Raw genomic sequence first — 17,555 nt, 5'->3', positions numbered from 1 at the left:
GCACCGCTCATTCGCAATGTTCAATACGTAAAATATCCTTTATAAATAAATGATGAAAATTTTCGTCTTTATCTTGCATTGTAAATACTGGCGCTTCTTCATCAAAATATACAACCATTCCCTCTACATATTGATTCATAAGCTGAAATTTCACAGTTGCTCGAATGTGAATTTCTTGCTCATATGCTACTTTCAATTTTTCTATAACTTCTTCTGTACGTTTCTCAGGAAACATAACCATTCCTACGAATCGTTTTCCTGTACCATCTTTCCACATGTAGTCCCAGTGCGGTAAAATACCTTGTTTAAATTCTCCCATAATTCTCCTCTCCTTTTCCTTCTATTAAGAACGCGGTGTTTCTATATATGTATAAATAATTTTCCCGCCGTGCTGTGCATTCCCACTGAAATGTTTAAAATCTTCTCGATTTACTACAACTTCACGAAACGTATAAAATACATCCTTAGTTACAATATACTCTTCTATCTCTCCATTTTTCAGTTGATCTAAAATTGTATTTGCTAATTGTTTATCCATGTATTTCACCTCTCTGCAATATTTTATCCTATCTTTCACAAGTCGACAATGTTAAATTTCTTACATTCACAGCAAGTATCATATACTACCATAACGGTTCATCTATACTGAATCAATTCGATATTCAAGCTTATCCTATAAAATTCAAGAAATTGATGAATAACTGGTTGAAACTTTATTTTATGTTACAATAAGAATGACAACTAGGAGGGATAATATGATTCGGAAAGCAAAAAAGACAGATGCGAAGGCAATATCTCCTTTATTGTATAACGCTCTGCATGAAATTGCTGAAAAAATCACAGGTGGGAGAACAGGAACAGAAGTCTTGACAGGGCTTGAAACTTGGTTTTCAAAAAAAGAAAATCGACTTAGCTACGAGAACTGTTTCGTTGAAGAACAAGATGGACAAGCAATTGGAATCATCGTAGCCTATCATGGCAGCCATGCAAAACAACTAGATACTCCCATTGTAAAACACTTACGAAAAATCCATCAAGATTCATCTATTACGCTAGAAAAAGAAGCTGAGCTCGATGAATATTATATTGACACATTATCCGTTTCAAACACATATGGCGGACGAGGGATCGGCTCAAAATTGATTAAAGCAGCAGAAAATGATGCCTATGAAAAAGGCTATGAGAAAATCGCATTACTTGTAAATTTAGAAAACAAGCGAGCTTTCTCTTTATATAAAAAACTTGGCTACCAAGAGGATAAAACGGTTATGCTTGTTGGAGAGCCATATGCTCATTTAGTGAAACCACTATATAAAAAAGCTTTCGTTTCTTAAAAAAAAGCACACGATTCTTTATTGTAATCGTGTGCCTTTATGTTAAATTGGTATTCAATATATTTCCATTCATTGCTTCATGAAATGTATATTCTGTACAACTCCATGGCTTCCCATGAAAAATAGGCGGACCAGACCATCCTCTAGCACGTAGCTCAGCCCCAATCATCGTATTAAAATAACTATGCCCTATGAGCGCAATTTGCCCATGTACTAACGCATATCCGACTAATGTATCAGCTGCTTGCTTCGCTCTTCCTTGTACTTCACGATAAGACTCAACACCTTTAGAATATCCAATCATCCATAATGTACGCCCAATAAATGTCCATACTTCCGGTTTGCACTTCACCCATTTCGGAACAAAGAAACTAGATGGTACTTCTGCCTCTCGAAAAAGGGAGCTTTGTATAAAAGAAAGAGAATTTGTTAATTCTGCTGCTGACTGTACCGTACGTTTTTGATCACTCGTTACAATAAGCTTCGCAGATTCGATTACTTCAACCGTCTCAATTGGTATGTCCATACTTTTTTCCATACCGTCTAAATCGTACCGCTCCATCCATTTGTGGAACGATGATACTGTCATTGATTCTGTAACATTGTTCAAGCGACCGTGACGAATAAAAGAAATTCGCATCTTCTCCACTCTCCATTCACCGCTCATCACCTATATTATTATGCACTTTTTCTTATTATCATCATACCATGGAGAAAGAGAAAGTCATACTTCCTTACATATCCGCACCGCTCTCATGAGTGACAGAAGCATGCATACCATCTAATCCATCAAAATATGTATCTGTTTCATGGATACGCATTATTTTTAATTGTTTATATGAAAATAAGAATAAAAGGATCATTATAAAACTTCCAACAATTTTAAACAACATTTTTACCGCCCCCAGTTTATTATACCCCTATATACTGATATAAGCACTTTTTTATCAATTCCCTCTCCTAAAATAGAAAAATACTTTATACATTTCTTATGAAAAATGACTATTTTTTGAAATTTTATCATGGAAACATTTACAAACAGGGGAATATAGTTCAAAATAAAGGGAAATAAAAAAGAACAATATTGTTCTTTTTTTGGTAAAACTGTAACAAGGAGAGTTGCTTATGAAAACCGCAGAAACTGGAGATATTATCGAATTTAAAGGTGGAATGCAAGGCCGTGTTCAAAAAGTAAATAAAAACTCCGTTATTGTCGATATAACAATCATGGAGAATTTTAGAGAACTAGATATGGAACCTCTTACAGTTGTAAATCACAAAAACTATACAGTTATCAATCAACATGCGTAATATAATAGAAAAAAAGGATCTGCATGTATCATACAGATCCTTTTTCATTAACGATTATCGATTGTTTCAGGATATAAATCGTGATTCATCATGCGATATTCTGCCATTTTTTCATATTTTGTACCAGGACGACCATAGTTACAATATGGATCAATCGAGATACCACCACGTGGTGTGAATTTCCCCCACACTTCAATATAACGTGGATCCATTAATTTGATTAAATCATTCATAATGACATTCATACAATCTTCATGAAAATCTCCATGGTTACGGAAACTAAATAAATACAATTTTAATGATTTACTCTCCACCATTTTTTGCTCTGGAATATAACTAATATAGATCGTTGCAAAATCTGGTTGTCCTGTTTTTGGACATAAGCTTGTAAATTCAGGACAGTTGAACTTTACAAAATAATCACGGTTTGGATGATTATTTTCAAATGTCTCTAAAATTTTTGGGCTATATTCAAATAAATATTTTGTATTTTGGTTTCCAAGTAACGTTACATCTTTTAAATCTTCATCTAATCTTCCTGCCATTTTTCATACATCCCTTCAATTCCATTCCTTATACGCCTCGTTTATTTCCCCACACTAACGCGTGAAGCTGAGGTAATACTTTTGCGTCATTCATTTCTTTGCAATGAACAGCTTTTTCAATGAGCCATTCATATTTTTGTAGTAAATTCCTAATAAGAATTGCATCATCCACTGTTTTCGTATCATCATTTCCAACTTGTAAGAAAAACGGTACATGTGGATAACGCTCATGCACTTTTATCGCATATTCAAAATCGTGATCATCAAATACAACGACTTTTAAGCTAAAATCTTTTCCTGCTAATCTTTCAATAACAGAATCCAGCATAATAAAATCAGTTTTCATCTGTGAGCTTGGGGGCTTTGGCGAAATTGTTATTTCGTCAATATGAAGCAACCATTCCTGCCATTTACTTCCTTGCGTCTCAATGGCGGTGCGAATTTGTTTTTCTTGTAATAAAGACATAAAATCGTCTATATTTTTCAACAACACTGGATTCCCACCTGAAATCGTTACATGTGAAAAATTTTCTCCACCAATTTCTACAAGCTCACTCCATATCTCTTCGGGAGTCATTTGCCGAATTTGTTCTTTCGCTGATCCATCCCATGTAAAGGACGAATCGCACCACGCGCAACTATAGTCACAACCTGCTGTACGAATGAACATCGTCTTTTGTCCAACAACCATTCCTTCACCTTGAATGGTTGGCCCGAAAATTTCCAGAACAGGAATTTTACTCACCGATCATCCACTCCCGTCTTACTTCTGCATAACTTGTTGGTGTTTCAAATAGACGAACAAATTCAACCCGTGCTCCTTTATATTCATTTGCACGGTCTTCTTTTATAAGTGCCTCTGCCATCTTCTCATATATCCAAACGACCATATTTTCAGCTGTCGTATTCATCGCTGGTAATGTTTCATTTAAATAACGATGATCCAAATAAATTTCTATTTCATTTTTCCAAATTTCTTTTATATCTCCAAAGTCAATAGCAAGTCCAATCTCATTTACATATCCACTAATTCCAAAAACAACTTTGTATGTGTGACCATGTAAATTTTTACATTTCCCCTCATAACAGTGCAAATGATGCGCTGCATCAAATGTAAATTCCTTACTTACCATCACTCGTTTATTATGATATTTCAGTTGTTCACGTTGAATGTCCTTGTCCACTTTTTGTAAATTTTCTACAATGCGAAATCCAAAAAAATTCTGTTCCATTATGCGTTCGCTCCTTCGCGTTCTTGTAAATACGTATCTAAACCTGCTTTACGAAGTTTACAAGCTGGACATTCACCGCAGCCATCACCGATTATTCCGTTATAACATGTTAATGTTTTTTCTCTAACAAACTCAAATGCGCCAAGTTCGTCTGACAATTTCCATGTTTCTGCTTTATCAATCCACATAAGTGGTGTATGAATAACAAATGGATAATCCATAGATAAATTTAAAGTAACGTTTAACGATTTCACAAATACATCACGACAATCAGGGTAACCGCTAAAATCTGTTTCACATACGCCCGTTACAATATGACGTGCTCCAACTTGTTTTGCTAGCACAGCTGCAAATGATAAGAATAGTAAATTTCGTCCATCTACAAATGTTGATGGCAATTCACCTTCTTCATGTGTAATCTCCATATCCGTCCTCGTTAACGCATTTGGAGCAAGTTGATTTAATAGGCTCATGTCAAGTACTGTATGTTTAATTCCTAACTCTTTCGCAATATCAGCTGCACAGTCAATTTCTAACTTATGACGTTGATTATAATTAAATGTCACAGCTTCGACTTCTGCGAACTGCTGCATTGCCCAAAATAAACATGTTGTACTATCCTGGCCACCACTAAAAACGACAACTGCTTTTTCTTTTTTCATCTCACTCATTCTCCTTCTCTACTACGAATAAGAAGAAAGAACGTTCTTGAACTGTCACAATAAAAAAACAAAACAATACCTAAGGATATTGTTGTTTCCATAGTTTTTTATAGAGGGAGTTCGCGAACCTCTCCCATGTTATACATGGAATTTCTTCTTTCATTAACAACACATATTGTAACATACTGCACATATCCAGAAAAACATCTGATTTTTCTGTCTTTTTTTCAGGTTTAAGATTCATTTTCTTGTATTTTAATAGTATGATTATACTTATATAAATCCATTTTGATTTTCCAACATATAAGTCGCTGCTATAAAGAACAAAAGGTGACCGCTACTTATTTTCTCTCTTTGTTTTCACTTTGCATGGGGCAGAAAGAGGAGCTGACTGCTTCTATGCATGGCCGGATGCTCTCTCACCTAAAAAGAAAGGTTTTATGTCGGTTTTTCAATTTGTACTTATATAACACCATACATATGAGAATAGGGAGGAGATAAACCTGAAACTCTTTATTATTTATCTCTTTTTAAACATATTATCCATCCTCGTTATGATGCTAATATATCACTCATTTTGGAATCAAAAAGGGAAACATTCACCTAAGTTAAATTCAACCGTATTTATATTATTTTGCAGTGCTGCAACAATTCTTTGTATTTCTTTTGCAGCAAGGATGGATAATGGATTTCAATTTGATATGCGTCATATTGTATTAATTGTTGGTACGTTAACAGGAGGTCCTATTGCGGGTGGATCGATTTTAGCTGTATTAAACATATACCGTTTTTTGTTAGGAGGCATAGGAGTTTTTCCATCTATTATAGCTTCCATTTGCTTATATATTATTCTCCTTGCCACATACAGACTCTTTCAAAGAGGGAGCAATCATATAAAAGTAGTACTTGCTATTTTATATAGTTTTGTATACGTATTTAGCTGGATTCCTTTTTTCCTTGCTGAAGTTTCTAGCACTGAATATTACCTCCCTCATATTATTGTGTATGAATTATGTACCATCATTGGTACCATTCTTATTCTTTATTTACTAAACGTACTACAATTACAAATACGCCTACAAGAAGAACTAATTAACGCTGAAAAATTTCACCTAATCGGAGAAATGGCTGCCTCTATCTCTCATGAAGTTCGTAATCCTTTAACTTCAACGAAAGGTTTTTTACAACTCCTACAATCCGAAGAATGCTCTGAAGAAGATCGAAAATTATATACAGAAATTGCTATACGTGGTATTGAACAAGCAAATCACGTACTCACAGATTATCTAACATTTGCAAAACCAAGTATAGAAAAAGAACAAGTATTACAAATCGAAGATGAATTACTTCATGCTGTATCTCTCATTACTCCACTAGCTAATTTGACAAATGTTCGTATAACTTACACAAAGCAAAGCAACATCTTTTGTATTTCTGGAGAAAAACAAAAATTTAACCAATGCTTATTAAACATTTTAAAAAATTGTATTGAAGCCATGCCAAAAGGGGGAGATCTTATTCTCACATTAATACCGAGTCATACACAGATACAGTTGGCCATAAAAGATACTGGTATTGGCATGGATCTAGAACAACTGAAACGTCTTGGTTCTCCCTTCTATTCAACGAAAGAAAAAGGCACTGGACTTGGGATGATGGTCGTATTCAGCATCGTAAAAGCAATGGGTGGAAAAATCGATATTTCAAGTGAAAAAGACATTGGTACAACCTTTCTATTAACTTTCCCACTCATACAAAAAACGTGATGAAATCATCACGTTTTTTCCGTTTCATCAACAAGTTCCGCAAAAGTCTTTACTTTCCCATGCGGTTTTTGATTTTCTTTTCGTGCCTTCCAACTACGCTCTTGCTCTTTCTTTTTGTGTGACATGCTTTCAACTCCTTCTATGTTCTCTTTATGTATTATTCCAAAATAAAAGATAAAAATATGCATCAATCCAGTTTCTTCATCCTCCACTAATAATTAGTCCTCATTAATTAGGATTTTATAAGTGGTTTATCCCCTACCCATCTTCTTTTTCTGCATCTTAAGGAGTGGATATTACTACCCTCGAAAAGCAGGGATAAATAAGAAGAAGCGAGATAATTACTACCTCGCTTCTTCTTATTTATTCAATATAGTTCCCATGTAAATGGGAATTTTTCTTTACCTTTGCAAAATCGCATATTTTGCTTCTTTTAACTGTGTAAGATGGCGTTGTTCATGTAAATCAAGGAATTGAATCCATTGATATAGATTAAGCTCCTGAAAAACAGGATGTTTTAACGAATTTTCGAACAATTCTTTTTCGTCTATAATACTATGCAGCGTATGCAATAATTCTGCGCGTGAATGTTCGAGTAATTGAATTCCTTGTTGTTTTTTCATTAATGTTTCTGTTGGTTGCATTTGTTGAGGTGCTTCTCGTTTATATGTTCGATCAAGAGTAAGTTGGAGATCTTTGAGTGGAACTACTTTTTTGTCTTTTTTCTGTAAAGCATACACAAGGGATGAAGTGACAGATTGTTCAATTAGGTGTAGATGATGCATAATTTGAATGATACTCCATTTATCACGGCGCGGTTTTACATTCACTTCCGTATCATTTAACATCTCAATTTCTGATAATAGTGTGTTTCTTGTAGATTGTAACGATTGCAGCAAAGTTTCCAAACTAATATTCATATTAGATTGAAGCATAATTCTCCCCCCTCTTTTTTGGTAAAAAAAGGTGTTTCCAACTTAGAAACACCTTTTAGATAAATCTGAATTTTCTTATATTATCTCATTGTTTTATAAATGTGTCGATTACAAAATGTGAAAAAAACAAGGTTGATTTTTACAATTTTGTGTCATCCACTGCATGTAACCACGTTTGAATCTCAGTGATTACGCCTTGCACACACCCATCTGTAAATGGAGATGTCAAATTCGCAATTTCTACTAATTGTAAGAAGGATTGACTTCCACCCTTTTGACAAAGGTTCACATAGTCTTCCCACGCTTCTTGTCTATTGTCTCTTGCTCGCTTCCAAAATTGCAGTGCGCAAATTTGAGCCAATGTATAATCAATATAGTAGAAAGGTGAGCTATAAATATGCCCTTGACGCTGCCAGAAACCACCACGTTCTAAATAATCATTGTCTTCATAGTCTCGATGTGGTAAGTACTTTCTTTCAATATTACGCCATGCCGCTTTGCGATCCTCTGGAGATGCTTCCGGATTTTCATATACATAATGTTGATATTCATCAACAGATACACCGTATGGTAAAAATAGAAGTGCTGAACTTAAATGAGAGAAATAATATTTATCCGTATCTTCCTCAAAGAATAATTTCATCCATGGCCACGTGAAAAATTCCATACTCATAGAATGAATTTCACACGCTTCGTACGTTGGCCAATTGTACTCTGGAATTTCAAACTTCCGGCTCTCATATACTTGAAACGCATGACCTGCCTCGTGTGTTAACACATCAATATCACCTGATGTTCCATTAAAATTCGAGAAAATAAACGGAGCTTTATAATTTTCAATGTATGTACAATAACCGCCACCAGCTTTTCCTTTTTTCGCAACTAAATCTAATAATTCATTATCTAGCATAAAGTTGAAGAACTCATCTGTTTCTTTTGATAATTCTTTATACATTGTCTTCCCATGATTAATAATCCACTCTGCATCTCCCTTTGGAGTCGGATTACCTGTTGCATATTCAAAATTCTCATCATAGTAAGCAAGCTTTTCTACACCAATGCGTGCTTGCTGCCTTTTTCGTAATTCTGTCGCAACTGGAACGATGTAATCTAGTACTTGTTTACGATAATTTGCAACCATTTCCGCATTATAATCTGTGCGATACATTCTTGCATATCCAAGTTCAACAAAGTTTTTAAAACCAAGTGTTTTCGCAATCTTCGTTCTTACTTTTACAAGTTCATCATAAATACTGTCTAACTCTTCTTCATGCTCTTCTAAAAAACCATAATAAGCTTCACTTGCTCTTTTACGCATATCTCTATCCGTATGTTGCATAAAAGGTCCAAGTTGTGATAATGTTCTCTCTTCTCCTTCAAAATCAATTTTTGCAGCCGCTAAAAGTTGTGTATATTGCGAAGATAATTTATTTTCTAATTGTAAATCTTTCACAACCTCATCTGAATATGTTTTTGAATTACATTCTGCTAAAGCAAATAATTGTTTCCCATAATAAGCCTCCAGTTCATCACGAAACGGAGAATTCATCAATGCTTTATAATATTTCGTTACATAGCCTTGTACAATCGGAGAATACTCATCAAAAAAATCTTGTTCTTCCTTATAAAAGGGATCCGTTGTATCAACAGAATGGCGGATATAACAAATATTTCCCATTGTACCAAAATCATTGCGAATCTCATTAATTACACCAATTACTTGCTTTTGCTCTTCTATCGTCTTTACATTCTCAAACTGTTCTAAAGCTACAGTGAATTTTTCTTGCAACTCTTCCGTATTTGGGCGTGTATATTCATAGTTCTTAAATGACATGAATATGCCTCCTCTCAATTATATGTACCCTTACTATAATTCCATTTCCTTTTCTGAATCTCCTTTTATTCTTCAACAGAATCCATTAGAAACTGTAACATTCCATCCATACTTCTTGTAGAACGGTGAATGAAATTACTACCTATATAAAATGAAACTTCCATCCGTGAGTTTTTTCTTTATCCCTCAAACCCTCACCTATCTTTCTCGCTTCTCTCTGAATCTTGAGGAAGAGGTTTTTCTACCCGTAAATAGCGGGATAATCAAAAAAGCCTTTGACCATTTTACATCGAAAGCTTTTTTAACATGTTATATAAAACCATTTTGATTTTTCGACATATAAATCGCTACTATGAATAACAAAAGATGACCTGCGCTCTTTTCCTCTCTTTGTTTCCACTTGGCATGGAGCAGGTAAAGGATCGGGCCGCTTCTACGCATGGCCAGTCGCTCTCTCTCATCAAAAAAAGAAAGGTTTTCTGCCGTTTTTTCAATTTGTACTTATATAAATTGAAATTCCCATCACTACTCGGGACTTTGCGAGATAACCCTTTGTTAACTTCCAACACATAAAGTCATGGCTATGAACAACAAAAGGAAATTACTACTCCTTTTCTCCTTTTGTTTTCACTTGGCATGGGGCTGAAAAAGGATCGGGCCGCTTCTACACATGGCCGGTCGCTCTCTCCCATCAAAAAAGAAAGGTTTTCTATCACTTTTCATATTTCCCAACTTTTTTAAGCAAAGATAACAGCTCATTTTTCTCATCTTTTGTTAACATTCCAAAGGAATCCTGTATAACTTTTTCATGCTTTGGAAAAATAGAAGCGATGAAGGTCTCTCCTTCTCCTGTTAACTGTGCATATATAACACGGCGATCATTTGGGCATGGAATTCGTTTCACAAGCCCCTTTTTTTCTAACTTATCAACAACATACGTAATACTTCCACTTGCAATTAAAATACGCTCTCCAATTTGTTGAAGCGGCTGACTACCTTTATGATATATCAATTCTAATACAGCAAACTCAGTTGGATTTAGTCCGTTACTTTGTATTGATTTATTTGTAGCATCCATAACAAAGCGGTGCACACGCGATAATGCAATAAACAATTTCAAAGATTGAGAAATCTCTTCCCTCTCATCATTCAACTTCATACGATTTCAACCCTTCACTTAAATTCACAAAAATTCGAGACAATCTACCAAATAAAAAGTTTTTCCATAAAGCAAAATAGCTATCAATGGTTCATCTTTGTCTCCGAATGATCGCTCAATCATTTCTCATTTTTACTCTTTCCCACATGCTAAGTACTAACTTTCACACATGAAATAAAAACATGACAATTTTAACACAGTTTATATATAATGATAATAAAAAAAGGAGTAGCAATCTTGAATGGAAAATTACGAAGCATAACTTTTTATATACTGCTTGTTATATTACCGACACTGGGAATCGGTGCAACTTTCTATTCTTATCACACCTACCAAATGCAACAGGAAAACAAACAAGCTGCTCATACTGTTTTATTTTTATATAGGGACTACTTAGATCACCGTATTGGTGAAGCAATTTCCGCCTTAGAGATGCTTGCTATGGTCGTAAATACAGAAACAGAAAATACAAACGGAATTCAGCAAATATTACACGATACCGATGAAAAAGACGAGCGTTTTTCTGGATTATATTATACAAATAAAAACGGCCTAATTACTGTAGCATCAAAAGGTTTAACAACACCAATTCAGGTTGCAGATCGGTATTATATAGCAGAAGCTTTTAAATCAAAAAAAACAACTGTATCATCTGTCATTACAGATCGGGTTCTTGGACACCAAGCTATTATGATTGCCACACCCATTTTTACAAAACACAAACAAATTTCTGGTTTATTGTTGGCTAGTTTACGCTTTGATTATATATCGTCTGCTTTAAATGCTATTAAACCACAATATCATTTTGAAGTAACCGATGAGCATGATGTAGTCTTTTTAACAGATGATAATAACGAACCAACCGGGCAACATACAAACAAAATTTCTACTCCACTACAAAAATTAAAATGGAAAGTTGCTGTTTCTCCATTACCTATTCATAAAACAACTTTATACAAAACCGTTGCGGTAGAATGTCTGGTTACTTTATTTTTAATGACAATTTTATTTTTACTCGTTCAATATATTTTGCTGAAACGACAAACAAGATTGGAGAGACAACAAAATGAAATACAAAAAATTGAATTAGTTGGTACTTTTGCAGCTAGTACAGCTCATGAAATCCGTAATCCACTTACTGGAATTAAAGGTCTTGTAACACTCTTAAAGGAAAAACATATACAAGAACAAGACCAATTTTATTTTTCTGTTATCGAACAAGAAATAAAACGTATCAATGAAATTGTTAGCGAATTTCTTATTCTTGGTAAACCAACAGCGATTATCGAAAAAAAGTATGATGTAAGGGATATTATCAAAGAGGTCTCATTAATTATTCGATCCGAAGCAAATTTGCATAATATTATATTCACCTTGCAGTTACCAGATCATCCTGTTCATATCCGTTGTTCAAAAGATCATATGAAACAAGTGGTTTTAAATATTACAAAAAATGCAATTGAAGCTATGTCATCTGGTGATGTATTAACAATTCAGGTAACCAGTAATAAAGAGCACGCACAATTACACATTATTGACACAGGAAAAGGTATTCCAAAGCATATTCAAAAACACCTCTTTCATCCGTTCTTTACCAGTAAAGATACCGGAACAGGTCTTGGTCTTGTCATATGCAAACGAATTATAGAAATGTATGATGGACAAATTGTGATTGATAGCACAAAAAATAAAGGAACCACAGTTCATATAAAGCTTCCATTAGATTCAGCATAATTATCCTTCTCTGCGGAGGGTAATTATGTTTATTTCATAAAAGCAGTCACAAACATTTTCCAAAAAGCACTTGATTTCCCTTCATATTCTATTTGAAAAAAGGGTACCTTCATAAATGCGAACCATCTTGGTGTTTTTTGTTCTTTATATCGTTGATACTGTACAATAAGCTTGTCCAATTCTTGACTCACTTGAATTGTTTCAGTACTGTTTAATCCGTTTGTTAAACCTAAATGAATCATTTCTTCACGCTTCATATGAATATCACGCGAAAGTTTTTCCATTGTGTACTCCCGTTTTGCTGTAAACATCCATATCCCCCTCATTATTCTTCCATACTCTCTACTTCATTTTCACTCCATACATTCAGACTACAAATGTATATTGTAACCGAATTAGAATACTCAGAAATTCTAACATTTTCTCCCTGTAATTTACAAATCTTTATCCTCACTTTGAGAATTATTACAAATTATTCTATCTTTGTAAATACATTCGCAATAATAGACATTTTTTTCATGGTATTTTTTCCAAACGACAAATAAACTCTACTTTTACATTTTTGATTTCCAGTACTTCGACATTTTTCTCGTTTAATTTATGTAAAAAACGCAAATCATAATTATAGATTTTCGTTTCCATCTTCACAAATACAGTACCTTATTTTATTAAAAAAGATAAATTTTCTATAAAGGTAAACCTTAATCAGTGCGAACTTTCTTCATCCCCACTGATTATTAGCACTTACCAATCAGGATTTTAGTGCAGTTCATGCAAATTACATATCTAATTTGTTTCACTAACTAGAAATTTGATAAAGCTTTATTTATAACAAATCACCCATTCAGAAAGGAATTTTTTATATGCGTAAACATATCATTATTTTTTTCATTTTATTATCTACTGTCATTTTTCCTTTTCAAACGTATGCCCATACAAATAAAGTTGCCATTGTAATCGACGACTTTGGAAATAATATGAAGGGAACTGAAAGGATGTTATCACTTCCCATTCCACTTACTGTAGCTGTTATGCCCTTTCTTCCATCTACAAAACAAGATGCAGTAGCTGCACATCAAAAAGGGCATGAAGTTATTATTCATATGCCAATGGAGCCTATTAAAGGTAAAAAAGAATGGCTTGGTCCTAAAGCCATTACAACTGATTTAAGTGATCATGAAATTGAAAGTCGGGTCGAACAAGCGATTCAAGAAGTACCACATGCAATTGGGATGAATAATCATATGGGTTCTAAAGTAACAGCTGATGAAAGAATTATGCGAATCATACTATCAGTATGTAAAAAACATGGCCTATTTTATTTAGATAGTAAAACAAATCCCAATAGCGTAGTACCAAAAATCGGAAAGGAATTAGGAGTTCCTATTGTAGAAAATCAATTATTCTTTGATGATGTTTATACATCATCTCATATTACAAAGCAAGCACAGTTACTTCTACAAAAAATTAAAGAAAAACCTGTCGTAGTAGCAATTGGTCATGTCGGCCCTCCTGGGGAAATTACTTCTCGTGTTATTGAATCCACCATTCCTAAAGTACGTGAACATGCAGACTTTATTTTCTTATCCGACCTTGTCCTCTCACCACCACCTGTCTCCAAACAAAAATAGAGAGCAGCTATATGCTGCTCTCTATTTTTCATACTACTACCTTATATATAATCTACATGACTCACGCGAAATCCTTTTTTCTCTATTTTTGCAATTAATGATTCTAATGCTTTTTCACTTAAGTCATCTGTAATGTTCACAATAACACGACGAATATATTGATCACCATTGTCCAATGTAAATAATCCACCAATATGATAAGACCTGAGCAACGTTCCTAACTCCTTAATTGTCCCCTTACAATCTTGCGTTGCGATTGTTATTATATAACCACCCGTTTGCATCCCAAATGAATCTTCAATGACATCAAATATATTAGAATGTGTTAAAATGCCAACAAATTCATTGTACTCATTCAATACAGCTAAAAATGGAAGACGCCTAATTACATAAAAGGCTCGAAAAAAAGAATCCTTTTCAAAAATAAATGCAGATTTATCTTCCATAATATCTTTCACACATACATCTTCTAAACCCTCATTACATTTACGTTCTAAAATATCTACTTTATAAATGATCCCTTTAAATCTCTTCTCATCTTCTGCAAGTACAGGGATTGCTCTATATCCCTTCACGTCCATAATTTTTAACGCCTGTTCCCCCGAATCATTATCCTTACAAAATGTCACCTGTTGTTTCGGCAGAAAATGATATTTAACTCGCAAAATACGTTCCTCCTCACATGACGACATGTAATCTATATATAATAAGGAGACCCATATTTTATGAGTGAAATTATTTTTTAAAACGCTTTCATTTATTAGTTTGCACGTGACGAATTATTCTCTTTATATAACTGAACTCTTAGTTCCTTTAATCATCAATAATTTCACGTGATAATTCATTAAATACTCTAACCCTTCTAGCCATTTTTTCGTCTCTTCTGGCGAGTTTCCCCATACAATCATTCCGTAATTATGAACAAGTATAGCACCGCCGCCTTCTATAAAATTAGGAACATGATTCTCTAATAAATCAGCAAACTTCTTTTCATTTTCTACAATCGGAATCGTAATCTCTGTAATTCCTTCTTTTCCAAAAACACGTTCTACAGTGCGTTTTTCAAATGTAACTGCTCCTTCTTTTCCATATAACTCTGATATTAAATGACTATCTACAGTTTGAACTTGCAAAATACACTCCGCATTACCTTTTTTATAAATATCTGCATGCATAAACGATTCAACTGCTGGTTTTTCATCATTTGCAAATACAGGCTCGCACATACTATTTACTACAATAAAATCCTCTTCTGCAAATAACCCTTTGTCTCTTCCTTCAATATTTACTAAAAATGTTAATGGTTCTTGTGATGTCCGCATAGATAAACTAATTTTTGTACCATAAAACCAATCACGGAGAGCCAATTCCATTTTTACATCTCTTAACTCTTTCCACTTCTTTAAAAAAAATAACATTTCGTCACCCCCATGAGAATATTACTGTAATGGTTTAGCCATTTCTATGTAAAAGAAGTATTTTTTGATTATTCCAAAAATTTAATTGAATTATCACATGAGAATCTCTTTTTGTCAATACAATTTCTTCATCTACCTGAAAATTAGGCACGTGTTACACAACAAAAAAAGCTCTTTCACAGAGCCTTTTTGTTCATCATTTGAAGCATCTCACTCTTCTCTTGCTCATTAATAATGCCGATCTTTTGTAACATATTTGTATACAATATAAGTTTATTATACAAGCGTTCCGACACCTTTTCCCCTTCTTTCCTCTAGTCAACTTTTTTTCTGTTGGTAAATTATATGAAGGAAACCGAAAAATGTGTCCATTTTTTTTGCACTGATACAAAACTTTTCAAAGTACCTCTCTCATCTATGTGTAAAACAATAAAACAGTAGGCCCTACAACTTTCGGATTGGAAACCTATATTTAACTAATCGTCCAGCGAATATTATTTTTTGTAATAAATTCTTCAAAACTATGAGGCATTTTTTTATCGCAAATTACGTGCCCAATATCAGAAAAACCGGCGATTCGATAATTTCCTTTTACCCCCAGTTTTGTATGATCACATAGAATAAACGCCTTTTCCGCTAATTGAATCATCGCTTCTGATAACTTAGCTTTTTCCAATTCAAAACTCGAGATTCCAAAACTAGGTAACAATCCATCAATTGAAATAAATGCCTTATGAAAATGAAACTGACGAATGACTTGCTGTGAAATAGATCCTGATACACGACAGTGTTTTGGAGATACCTTTCCTCCAATAAATAATACTTCACCATCAAACATTTTTTTATTTATAGAAGAAATGAATTGGGTTGCAACAGGAAATGAACTCGTCACAACAGTTAAGTTTTTCCGATGAACGAGATACGGGACCATTTGCAGGGGCGTGCTTCCATCATCGATGACAATGACATCTCCATCTTCTACAAAAGTTGCTGCTTTATAGCCAATTCTTTTCTTTTCCTCAATATATAGCATTTCTCTTTCTAGCATAGGGGGCTCTATCCCTGCTCCCGGAAGTTGAACCGCTCCCCCGTATACTTTCTTCAACTTCTTTTCCCGATCAAGCTCTTCTAAATATCTGCGAATGGTTTCTGTTGATACTGAAAATTCACTTGCTAGCTCTGAAACTTTCACTTTTCCCTTAAACTCTACTTTTTCAAGAATACTACGCTTTCTCTCTTCTCCAACAATAGACATAACTTCACCTCATTTTTCTCTCTCCCACTTACTTTTTCGGTTCTGCTTTTTGCCCAAATTCTTTTTCCCAACGTTCTAAAGTTTTATCGCGATTATCAGCCGCCCATTTAAAATCGTTATTTTTATATAACTTGTCTGTTACATCTTTTGGGAAACCATCCGGAAGTTTATAATCATTTTTAATCGTCGCGAATCCATTTTTCTGGCTTTTTATCATCTTTAAATTGCGGAAGTACACGATCTACACCTTTTGGAGAGTATTCTTTCAACATTTCTTTCTTTTCTAGAGCTAAAAGACTAGAAGCTGCTGTTCCCCATACAACATCTGCTTGTGTATTTTTCCCTTCTGCTAACAATTTCGCTGTAATAACCCCTGTTGAATCACGAACAATATTTAATTTCACATCTGGGTATTTCTTTTTAAAGGAATCAAGATAAATAGGTACAAGTTCTTCTTCAATTGCTGTGTAAACTGCTAATGATTCAGACAGTTTGTCATCTTTCACTTTCGCCCCGGCAGTTTCTTCTTTCTTAGTACCACATCCCATTAATAAAGAAAATATTCCCCCGATTGCTACAGCTTTACAGAGTGTTTTTTCACTTTTTCTCTCTCCTCGTATATTATTTTTTAGTTACTCTTTCAAGCGACGATTTAACACAATGTTCTCTTGGACGTCCGAGGATATTCCTAGATAATGAAAGTAAGGATCATTTGGGACAATTCTCCCTCTCCCTGTAG

General features: G+C 34.2%; 21 protein-coding genes, 1 pseudogene and 1 riboswitch. Of the genes and pseudogenes, 5 read left to right on the top strand and 17 right to left on the bottom strand.

Annotation, left to right across the window (positions count from 1 at the left end; translation table 11 throughout):
* Positions 1-7: 7 nt before the first annotated feature.
* Together ORL93_RS11295 and ORL93_RS11290 are read right to left on the bottom strand one after the other, a co-directional pair.
* The gene (locus ORL93_RS11295) at positions 8-319 is read right to left on the bottom strand and encodes a hypothetical protein (RefSeq protein ID WP_006094108.1); all 312 of its coding nucleotides are present in this window, start codon (positions 317-319) and stop codon (positions 8-10) included.
* A gap of 24 nt (positions 320-343) precedes the next feature.
* Positions 344-538: a hypothetical protein gene (locus ORL93_RS11290; RefSeq protein WP_003196093.1), complete on the bottom strand. Its 195-nt coding sequence runs from the start codon at positions 536-538 to the stop codon at positions 344-346.
* A 217-nt stretch (positions 539-755) separates the two neighbouring features.
* Between ORL93_RS11290 and ORL93_RS11285 the strand changes: the two genes are divergently transcribed.
* Entirely contained in the window at positions 756-1,334 is a 579-nt protein-coding gene (locus ORL93_RS11285; RefSeq protein ID WP_003196092.1) for a GNAT family N-acetyltransferase, read from the top strand.
* A gap of 37 nt (positions 1,335-1,371) precedes the next feature.
* On the opposite strand, the gene ORL93_RS11280 is transcribed toward ORL93_RS11285, so the two are convergent.
* Positions 1,372-1,974, bottom strand: coding sequence for a histidine phosphatase family protein (locus ORL93_RS11280; protein ID WP_018764170.1), 603 nt, complete (start codon positions 1,972-1,974; stop codon positions 1,372-1,374).
* A 94-nt stretch (positions 1,975-2,068) separates the two neighbouring features.
* Complete coding sequence (locus tag ORL93_RS11275; protein WP_097794735.1) at positions 2,069-2,227, bottom strand: hypothetical protein; 159 nt, start codon at positions 2,225-2,227, stop codon at positions 2,069-2,071.
* Positions 2,228-2,459: 232 nt separating this feature from the next.
* On the opposite strand from ORL93_RS11275, the gene ORL93_RS11270 reads away from it, so the two are divergent.
* A complete protein-coding gene (locus ORL93_RS11270) occupies positions 2,460-2,645 on the top strand; it encodes a YkvS family protein (RefSeq protein ID WP_003196089.1) in 186 nt (61 codons plus the stop codon).
* A gap of 47 nt (positions 2,646-2,692) precedes the next feature.
* On the opposite strand, the gene queF is transcribed toward ORL93_RS11270, so the two are convergent.
* The 4 genes from queF to queC are packed head-to-tail and all read right to left on the bottom strand — an operon-like array spanning position 2,693 to position 5,084.
* Positions 2,693-3,190 carry a preQ(1) synthase gene (gene queF / locus ORL93_RS11265; protein WP_018764169.1) on the bottom strand — a complete coding sequence of 166 codons (498 nt, stop codon included), beginning with the start codon at positions 3,188-3,190 and terminating at the stop codon, positions 2,693-2,695.
* 28 nt (positions 3,191-3,218) lie between these two features.
* Entirely contained in the window at positions 3,219-3,935 is a 717-nt protein-coding gene (gene queE, locus ORL93_RS11260) for a 7-carboxy-7-deazaguanine synthase QueE (RefSeq protein ID WP_097794736.1), read from the bottom strand.
* Positions 3,928-4,422 (bottom strand): 6-carboxytetrahydropterin synthase QueD, encoded by a 495-nt coding sequence (queD, locus tag ORL93_RS11255; protein ID WP_097794737.1) that lies wholly within the window; start codon positions 4,420-4,422, stop codon positions 3,928-3,930. Before queD ends, queE begins: the two co-directional genes overlap by 8 nt.
* Positions 4,422-5,084, bottom strand: a complete 663-nt coding sequence (queC, locus tag ORL93_RS11250) for a 7-cyano-7-deazaguanine synthase QueC (protein ID WP_018764167.1) — start codon at positions 5,082-5,084, stop codon at positions 4,422-4,424. Before queC ends, queD begins: the two co-directional genes overlap by 1 nt.
* Before the next feature lie 93 nt (positions 5,085-5,177).
* Positions 5,178-5,221: riboswitch (PreQ1 riboswitch) on the bottom strand.
* A 420-nt stretch (positions 5,222-5,641) separates the two neighbouring features.
* On the opposite strand from queC, the gene ORL93_RS11245 reads away from it, so the two are divergent.
* The gene (locus ORL93_RS11245; RefSeq protein WP_097794840.1) at positions 5,642-6,850 is read left to right on the top strand and encodes an ATP-binding protein; all 1,209 of its coding nucleotides are present in this window, start codon (positions 5,642-5,644) and stop codon (positions 6,848-6,850) included.
* 8 nt (positions 6,851-6,858) lie between these two features.
* Here the strand turns inward: ORL93_RS11245 and ORL93_RS11240 are convergent, their stop codons facing one another.
* The 4 genes from ORL93_RS11240 to ORL93_RS11225 form a co-directional block, all read right to left on the bottom strand.
* The gene (locus ORL93_RS11240; protein WP_000018497.1) at positions 6,859-6,975 is read right to left on the bottom strand and encodes a DUF6254 family protein; all 117 of its coding nucleotides are present in this window, start codon (positions 6,973-6,975) and stop codon (positions 6,859-6,861) included.
* 276 nt (positions 6,976-7,251) lie between these two features.
* The gene (locus tag ORL93_RS11235; RefSeq protein ID WP_003196082.1) at positions 7,252-7,785 is read right to left on the bottom strand and encodes a DinB family protein; all 534 of its coding nucleotides are present in this window, start codon (positions 7,783-7,785) and stop codon (positions 7,252-7,254) included.
* 139 nt (positions 7,786-7,924) lie between these two features.
* Positions 7,925-9,619 carry a M3 family oligoendopeptidase gene (locus tag ORL93_RS11230; protein WP_003196081.1) on the bottom strand — a complete coding sequence of 565 codons (1,695 nt, stop codon included), beginning with the start codon at positions 9,617-9,619 and terminating at the stop codon, positions 7,925-7,927.
* Between the two features lie 712 nt (positions 9,620-10,331).
* Positions 10,332-10,778, bottom strand: a complete 447-nt coding sequence (locus tag ORL93_RS11225) for a MarR family winged helix-turn-helix transcriptional regulator (RefSeq protein ID WP_003206377.1) — start codon at positions 10,776-10,778, stop codon at positions 10,332-10,334.
* Positions 10,779-10,988: 210 nt separating this feature from the next.
* On the opposite strand from ORL93_RS11225, the gene ORL93_RS11220 reads away from it, so the two are divergent.
* On the top strand, positions 10,989-12,512 hold the full coding sequence (locus tag ORL93_RS11220) for a DUF3149 domain-containing protein (protein ID WP_097794738.1): 1,524 nt from the start codon (positions 10,989-10,991) through the stop codon (positions 12,510-12,512).
* Between the two features lie 29 nt (positions 12,513-12,541).
* Here the strand turns inward: ORL93_RS11220 and ORL93_RS11215 are convergent, their stop codons facing one another.
* Positions 12,542-12,823, bottom strand: coding sequence for an aspartyl-phosphate phosphatase Spo0E family protein (locus ORL93_RS11215; RefSeq protein ID WP_006094100.1), 282 nt, complete (start codon positions 12,821-12,823; stop codon positions 12,542-12,544).
* A gap of 552 nt (positions 12,824-13,375) precedes the next feature.
* Here ORL93_RS11215 and ORL93_RS11210 point away from each other — a divergent pair.
* Positions 13,376-14,143 (top strand): divergent polysaccharide deacetylase family protein, encoded by a 768-nt coding sequence (locus tag ORL93_RS11210; RefSeq protein WP_006094099.1) that lies wholly within the window; start codon positions 13,376-13,378, stop codon positions 14,141-14,143.
* Between the two features lie 41 nt (positions 14,144-14,184).
* On the opposite strand, the gene cbpA is transcribed toward ORL93_RS11210, so the two are convergent.
* The 4 genes and pseudogenes from cbpA to ORL93_RS11190 all read right to left on the bottom strand — a co-directional run bounded on the left by cbpA (position 14,185) and on the right by ORL93_RS11190 (position 17,364).
* Positions 14,185-14,808, bottom strand: coding sequence for a cyclic di-AMP binding protein CbpA (gene cbpA, locus ORL93_RS11205; RefSeq protein WP_018764164.1), 624 nt, complete (start codon positions 14,806-14,808; stop codon positions 14,185-14,187).
* A 123-nt stretch (positions 14,809-14,931) separates the two neighbouring features.
* A complete protein-coding gene (locus ORL93_RS11200; RefSeq protein ID WP_003196074.1) occupies positions 14,932-15,561 on the bottom strand; it encodes a class II aldolase/adducin family protein in 630 nt (209 codons plus the stop codon).
* 472 nt (positions 15,562-16,033) lie between these two features.
* A complete protein-coding gene (locus tag ORL93_RS11195) occupies positions 16,034-16,816 on the bottom strand; it encodes a DeoR/GlpR family DNA-binding transcription regulator (protein ID WP_003196072.1) in 783 nt (260 codons plus the stop codon).
* Between the two features lie 28 nt (positions 16,817-16,844).
* Positions 16,845-17,364: pseudogene (locus tag ORL93_RS11190) on the bottom strand (type 2 periplasmic-binding domain-containing protein).
* Positions 17,365-17,555: the final 191 nt, after the last annotated feature.

The sequence above is a fragment of the Bacillus sp. DHT2 genome (assembly GCF_026241455.1).
Lineage (GTDB): Bacteria > Bacillota > Bacilli > Bacillales > Bacillaceae_G > Bacillus_A > Bacillus_A pseudomycoides.
Note: the sequence above shows the minus strand (reverse complement) of the source record. Positions and strands in the feature narration are given on the sequence as shown.

Excerpts from the sequence above, each read along its gene's own strand:
- ORL93_RS11200 (WP_003196074.1), bottom strand. The coding sequence starts at position 15,561 with ATGTTATTTTTTTTAAAGAAGTGGAAAGAGTTAAGAGATGTAAAAATG.
- ORL93_RS11280 (WP_018764170.1), bottom strand. The coding sequence starts at position 1,974 with ATGCGAATTTCTTTTATTCGTCACGGTCGCTTGAACAATGTTACAGAA.
- ORL93_RS11270 (WP_003196089.1), top strand. The coding sequence starts at position 2,460 with ATGAAAACCGCAGAAACTGGAGATATTATCGAATTTAAAGGTGGAATG.
- queF (WP_018764169.1), bottom strand. The coding sequence starts at position 3,190 with ATGGCAGGAAGATTAGATGAAGATTTAAAAGATGTAACGTTACTTGGA.
- queD (WP_097794737.1), bottom strand. The coding sequence starts at position 4,422 with ATGGAACAGAATTTTTTTGGATTTCGCATTGTAGAAAATTTACAAAAA.
- ORL93_RS11235 (WP_003196082.1), bottom strand. The coding sequence starts at position 7,785 with ATGCTTCAATCTAATATGAATATTAGTTTGGAAACTTTGCTGCAATCG.
- ORL93_RS11195 (WP_003196072.1), bottom strand. The coding sequence starts at position 16,816 with ATGTCTATTGTTGGAGAAGAGAGAAAGCGTAGTATTCTTGAAAAAGTA.
- ORL93_RS11230 (WP_003196081.1), bottom strand. The coding sequence starts at position 9,619 with ATGTCATTTAAGAACTATGAATATACACGCCCAAATACGGAAGAGTTG.
- queC (WP_018764167.1), bottom strand. The coding sequence starts at position 5,084 with ATGAAAAAAGAAAAAGCAGTTGTCGTTTTTAGTGGTGGCCAGGATAGT.
- ORL93_RS11245 (WP_097794840.1), top strand. The coding sequence starts at position 5,642 with ATGCTAATATATCACTCATTTTGGAATCAAAAAGGGAAACATTCACCT.
- ORL93_RS11225 (WP_003206377.1), bottom strand. The coding sequence starts at position 10,778 with ATGAAGTTGAATGATGAGAGGGAAGAGATTTCTCAATCTTTGAAATTG.
- ORL93_RS11215 (WP_006094100.1), bottom strand. The coding sequence starts at position 12,823 with ATGTTTACAGCAAAACGGGAGTACACAATGGAAAAACTTTCGCGTGAT.
- ORL93_RS11220 (WP_097794738.1), top strand. The coding sequence starts at position 10,989 with ATGATAATAAAAAAAGGAGTAGCAATCTTGAATGGAAAATTACGAAGC.
- ORL93_RS11210 (WP_006094099.1), top strand. The coding sequence starts at position 13,376 with ATGCGTAAACATATCATTATTTTTTTCATTTTATTATCTACTGTCATT.
- ORL93_RS11295 (WP_006094108.1), bottom strand. The coding sequence starts at position 319 with ATGGGAGAATTTAAACAAGGTATTTTACCGCACTGGGACTACATGTGG.
- ORL93_RS11275 (WP_097794735.1), bottom strand. The coding sequence starts at position 2,227 with ATGTTGTTTAAAATTGTTGGAAGTTTTATAATGATCCTTTTATTCTTA.
- ORL93_RS11290 (WP_003196093.1), bottom strand. The coding sequence starts at position 538 with ATGGATAAACAATTAGCAAATACAATTTTAGATCAACTGAAAAATGGA.
- ORL93_RS11285 (WP_003196092.1), top strand. The coding sequence starts at position 756 with ATGATTCGGAAAGCAAAAAAGACAGATGCGAAGGCAATATCTCCTTTA.
- ORL93_RS11240 (WP_000018497.1), bottom strand. The coding sequence starts at position 6,975 with ATGTCACACAAAAAGAAAGAGCAAGAGCGTAGTTGGAAGGCACGAAAA.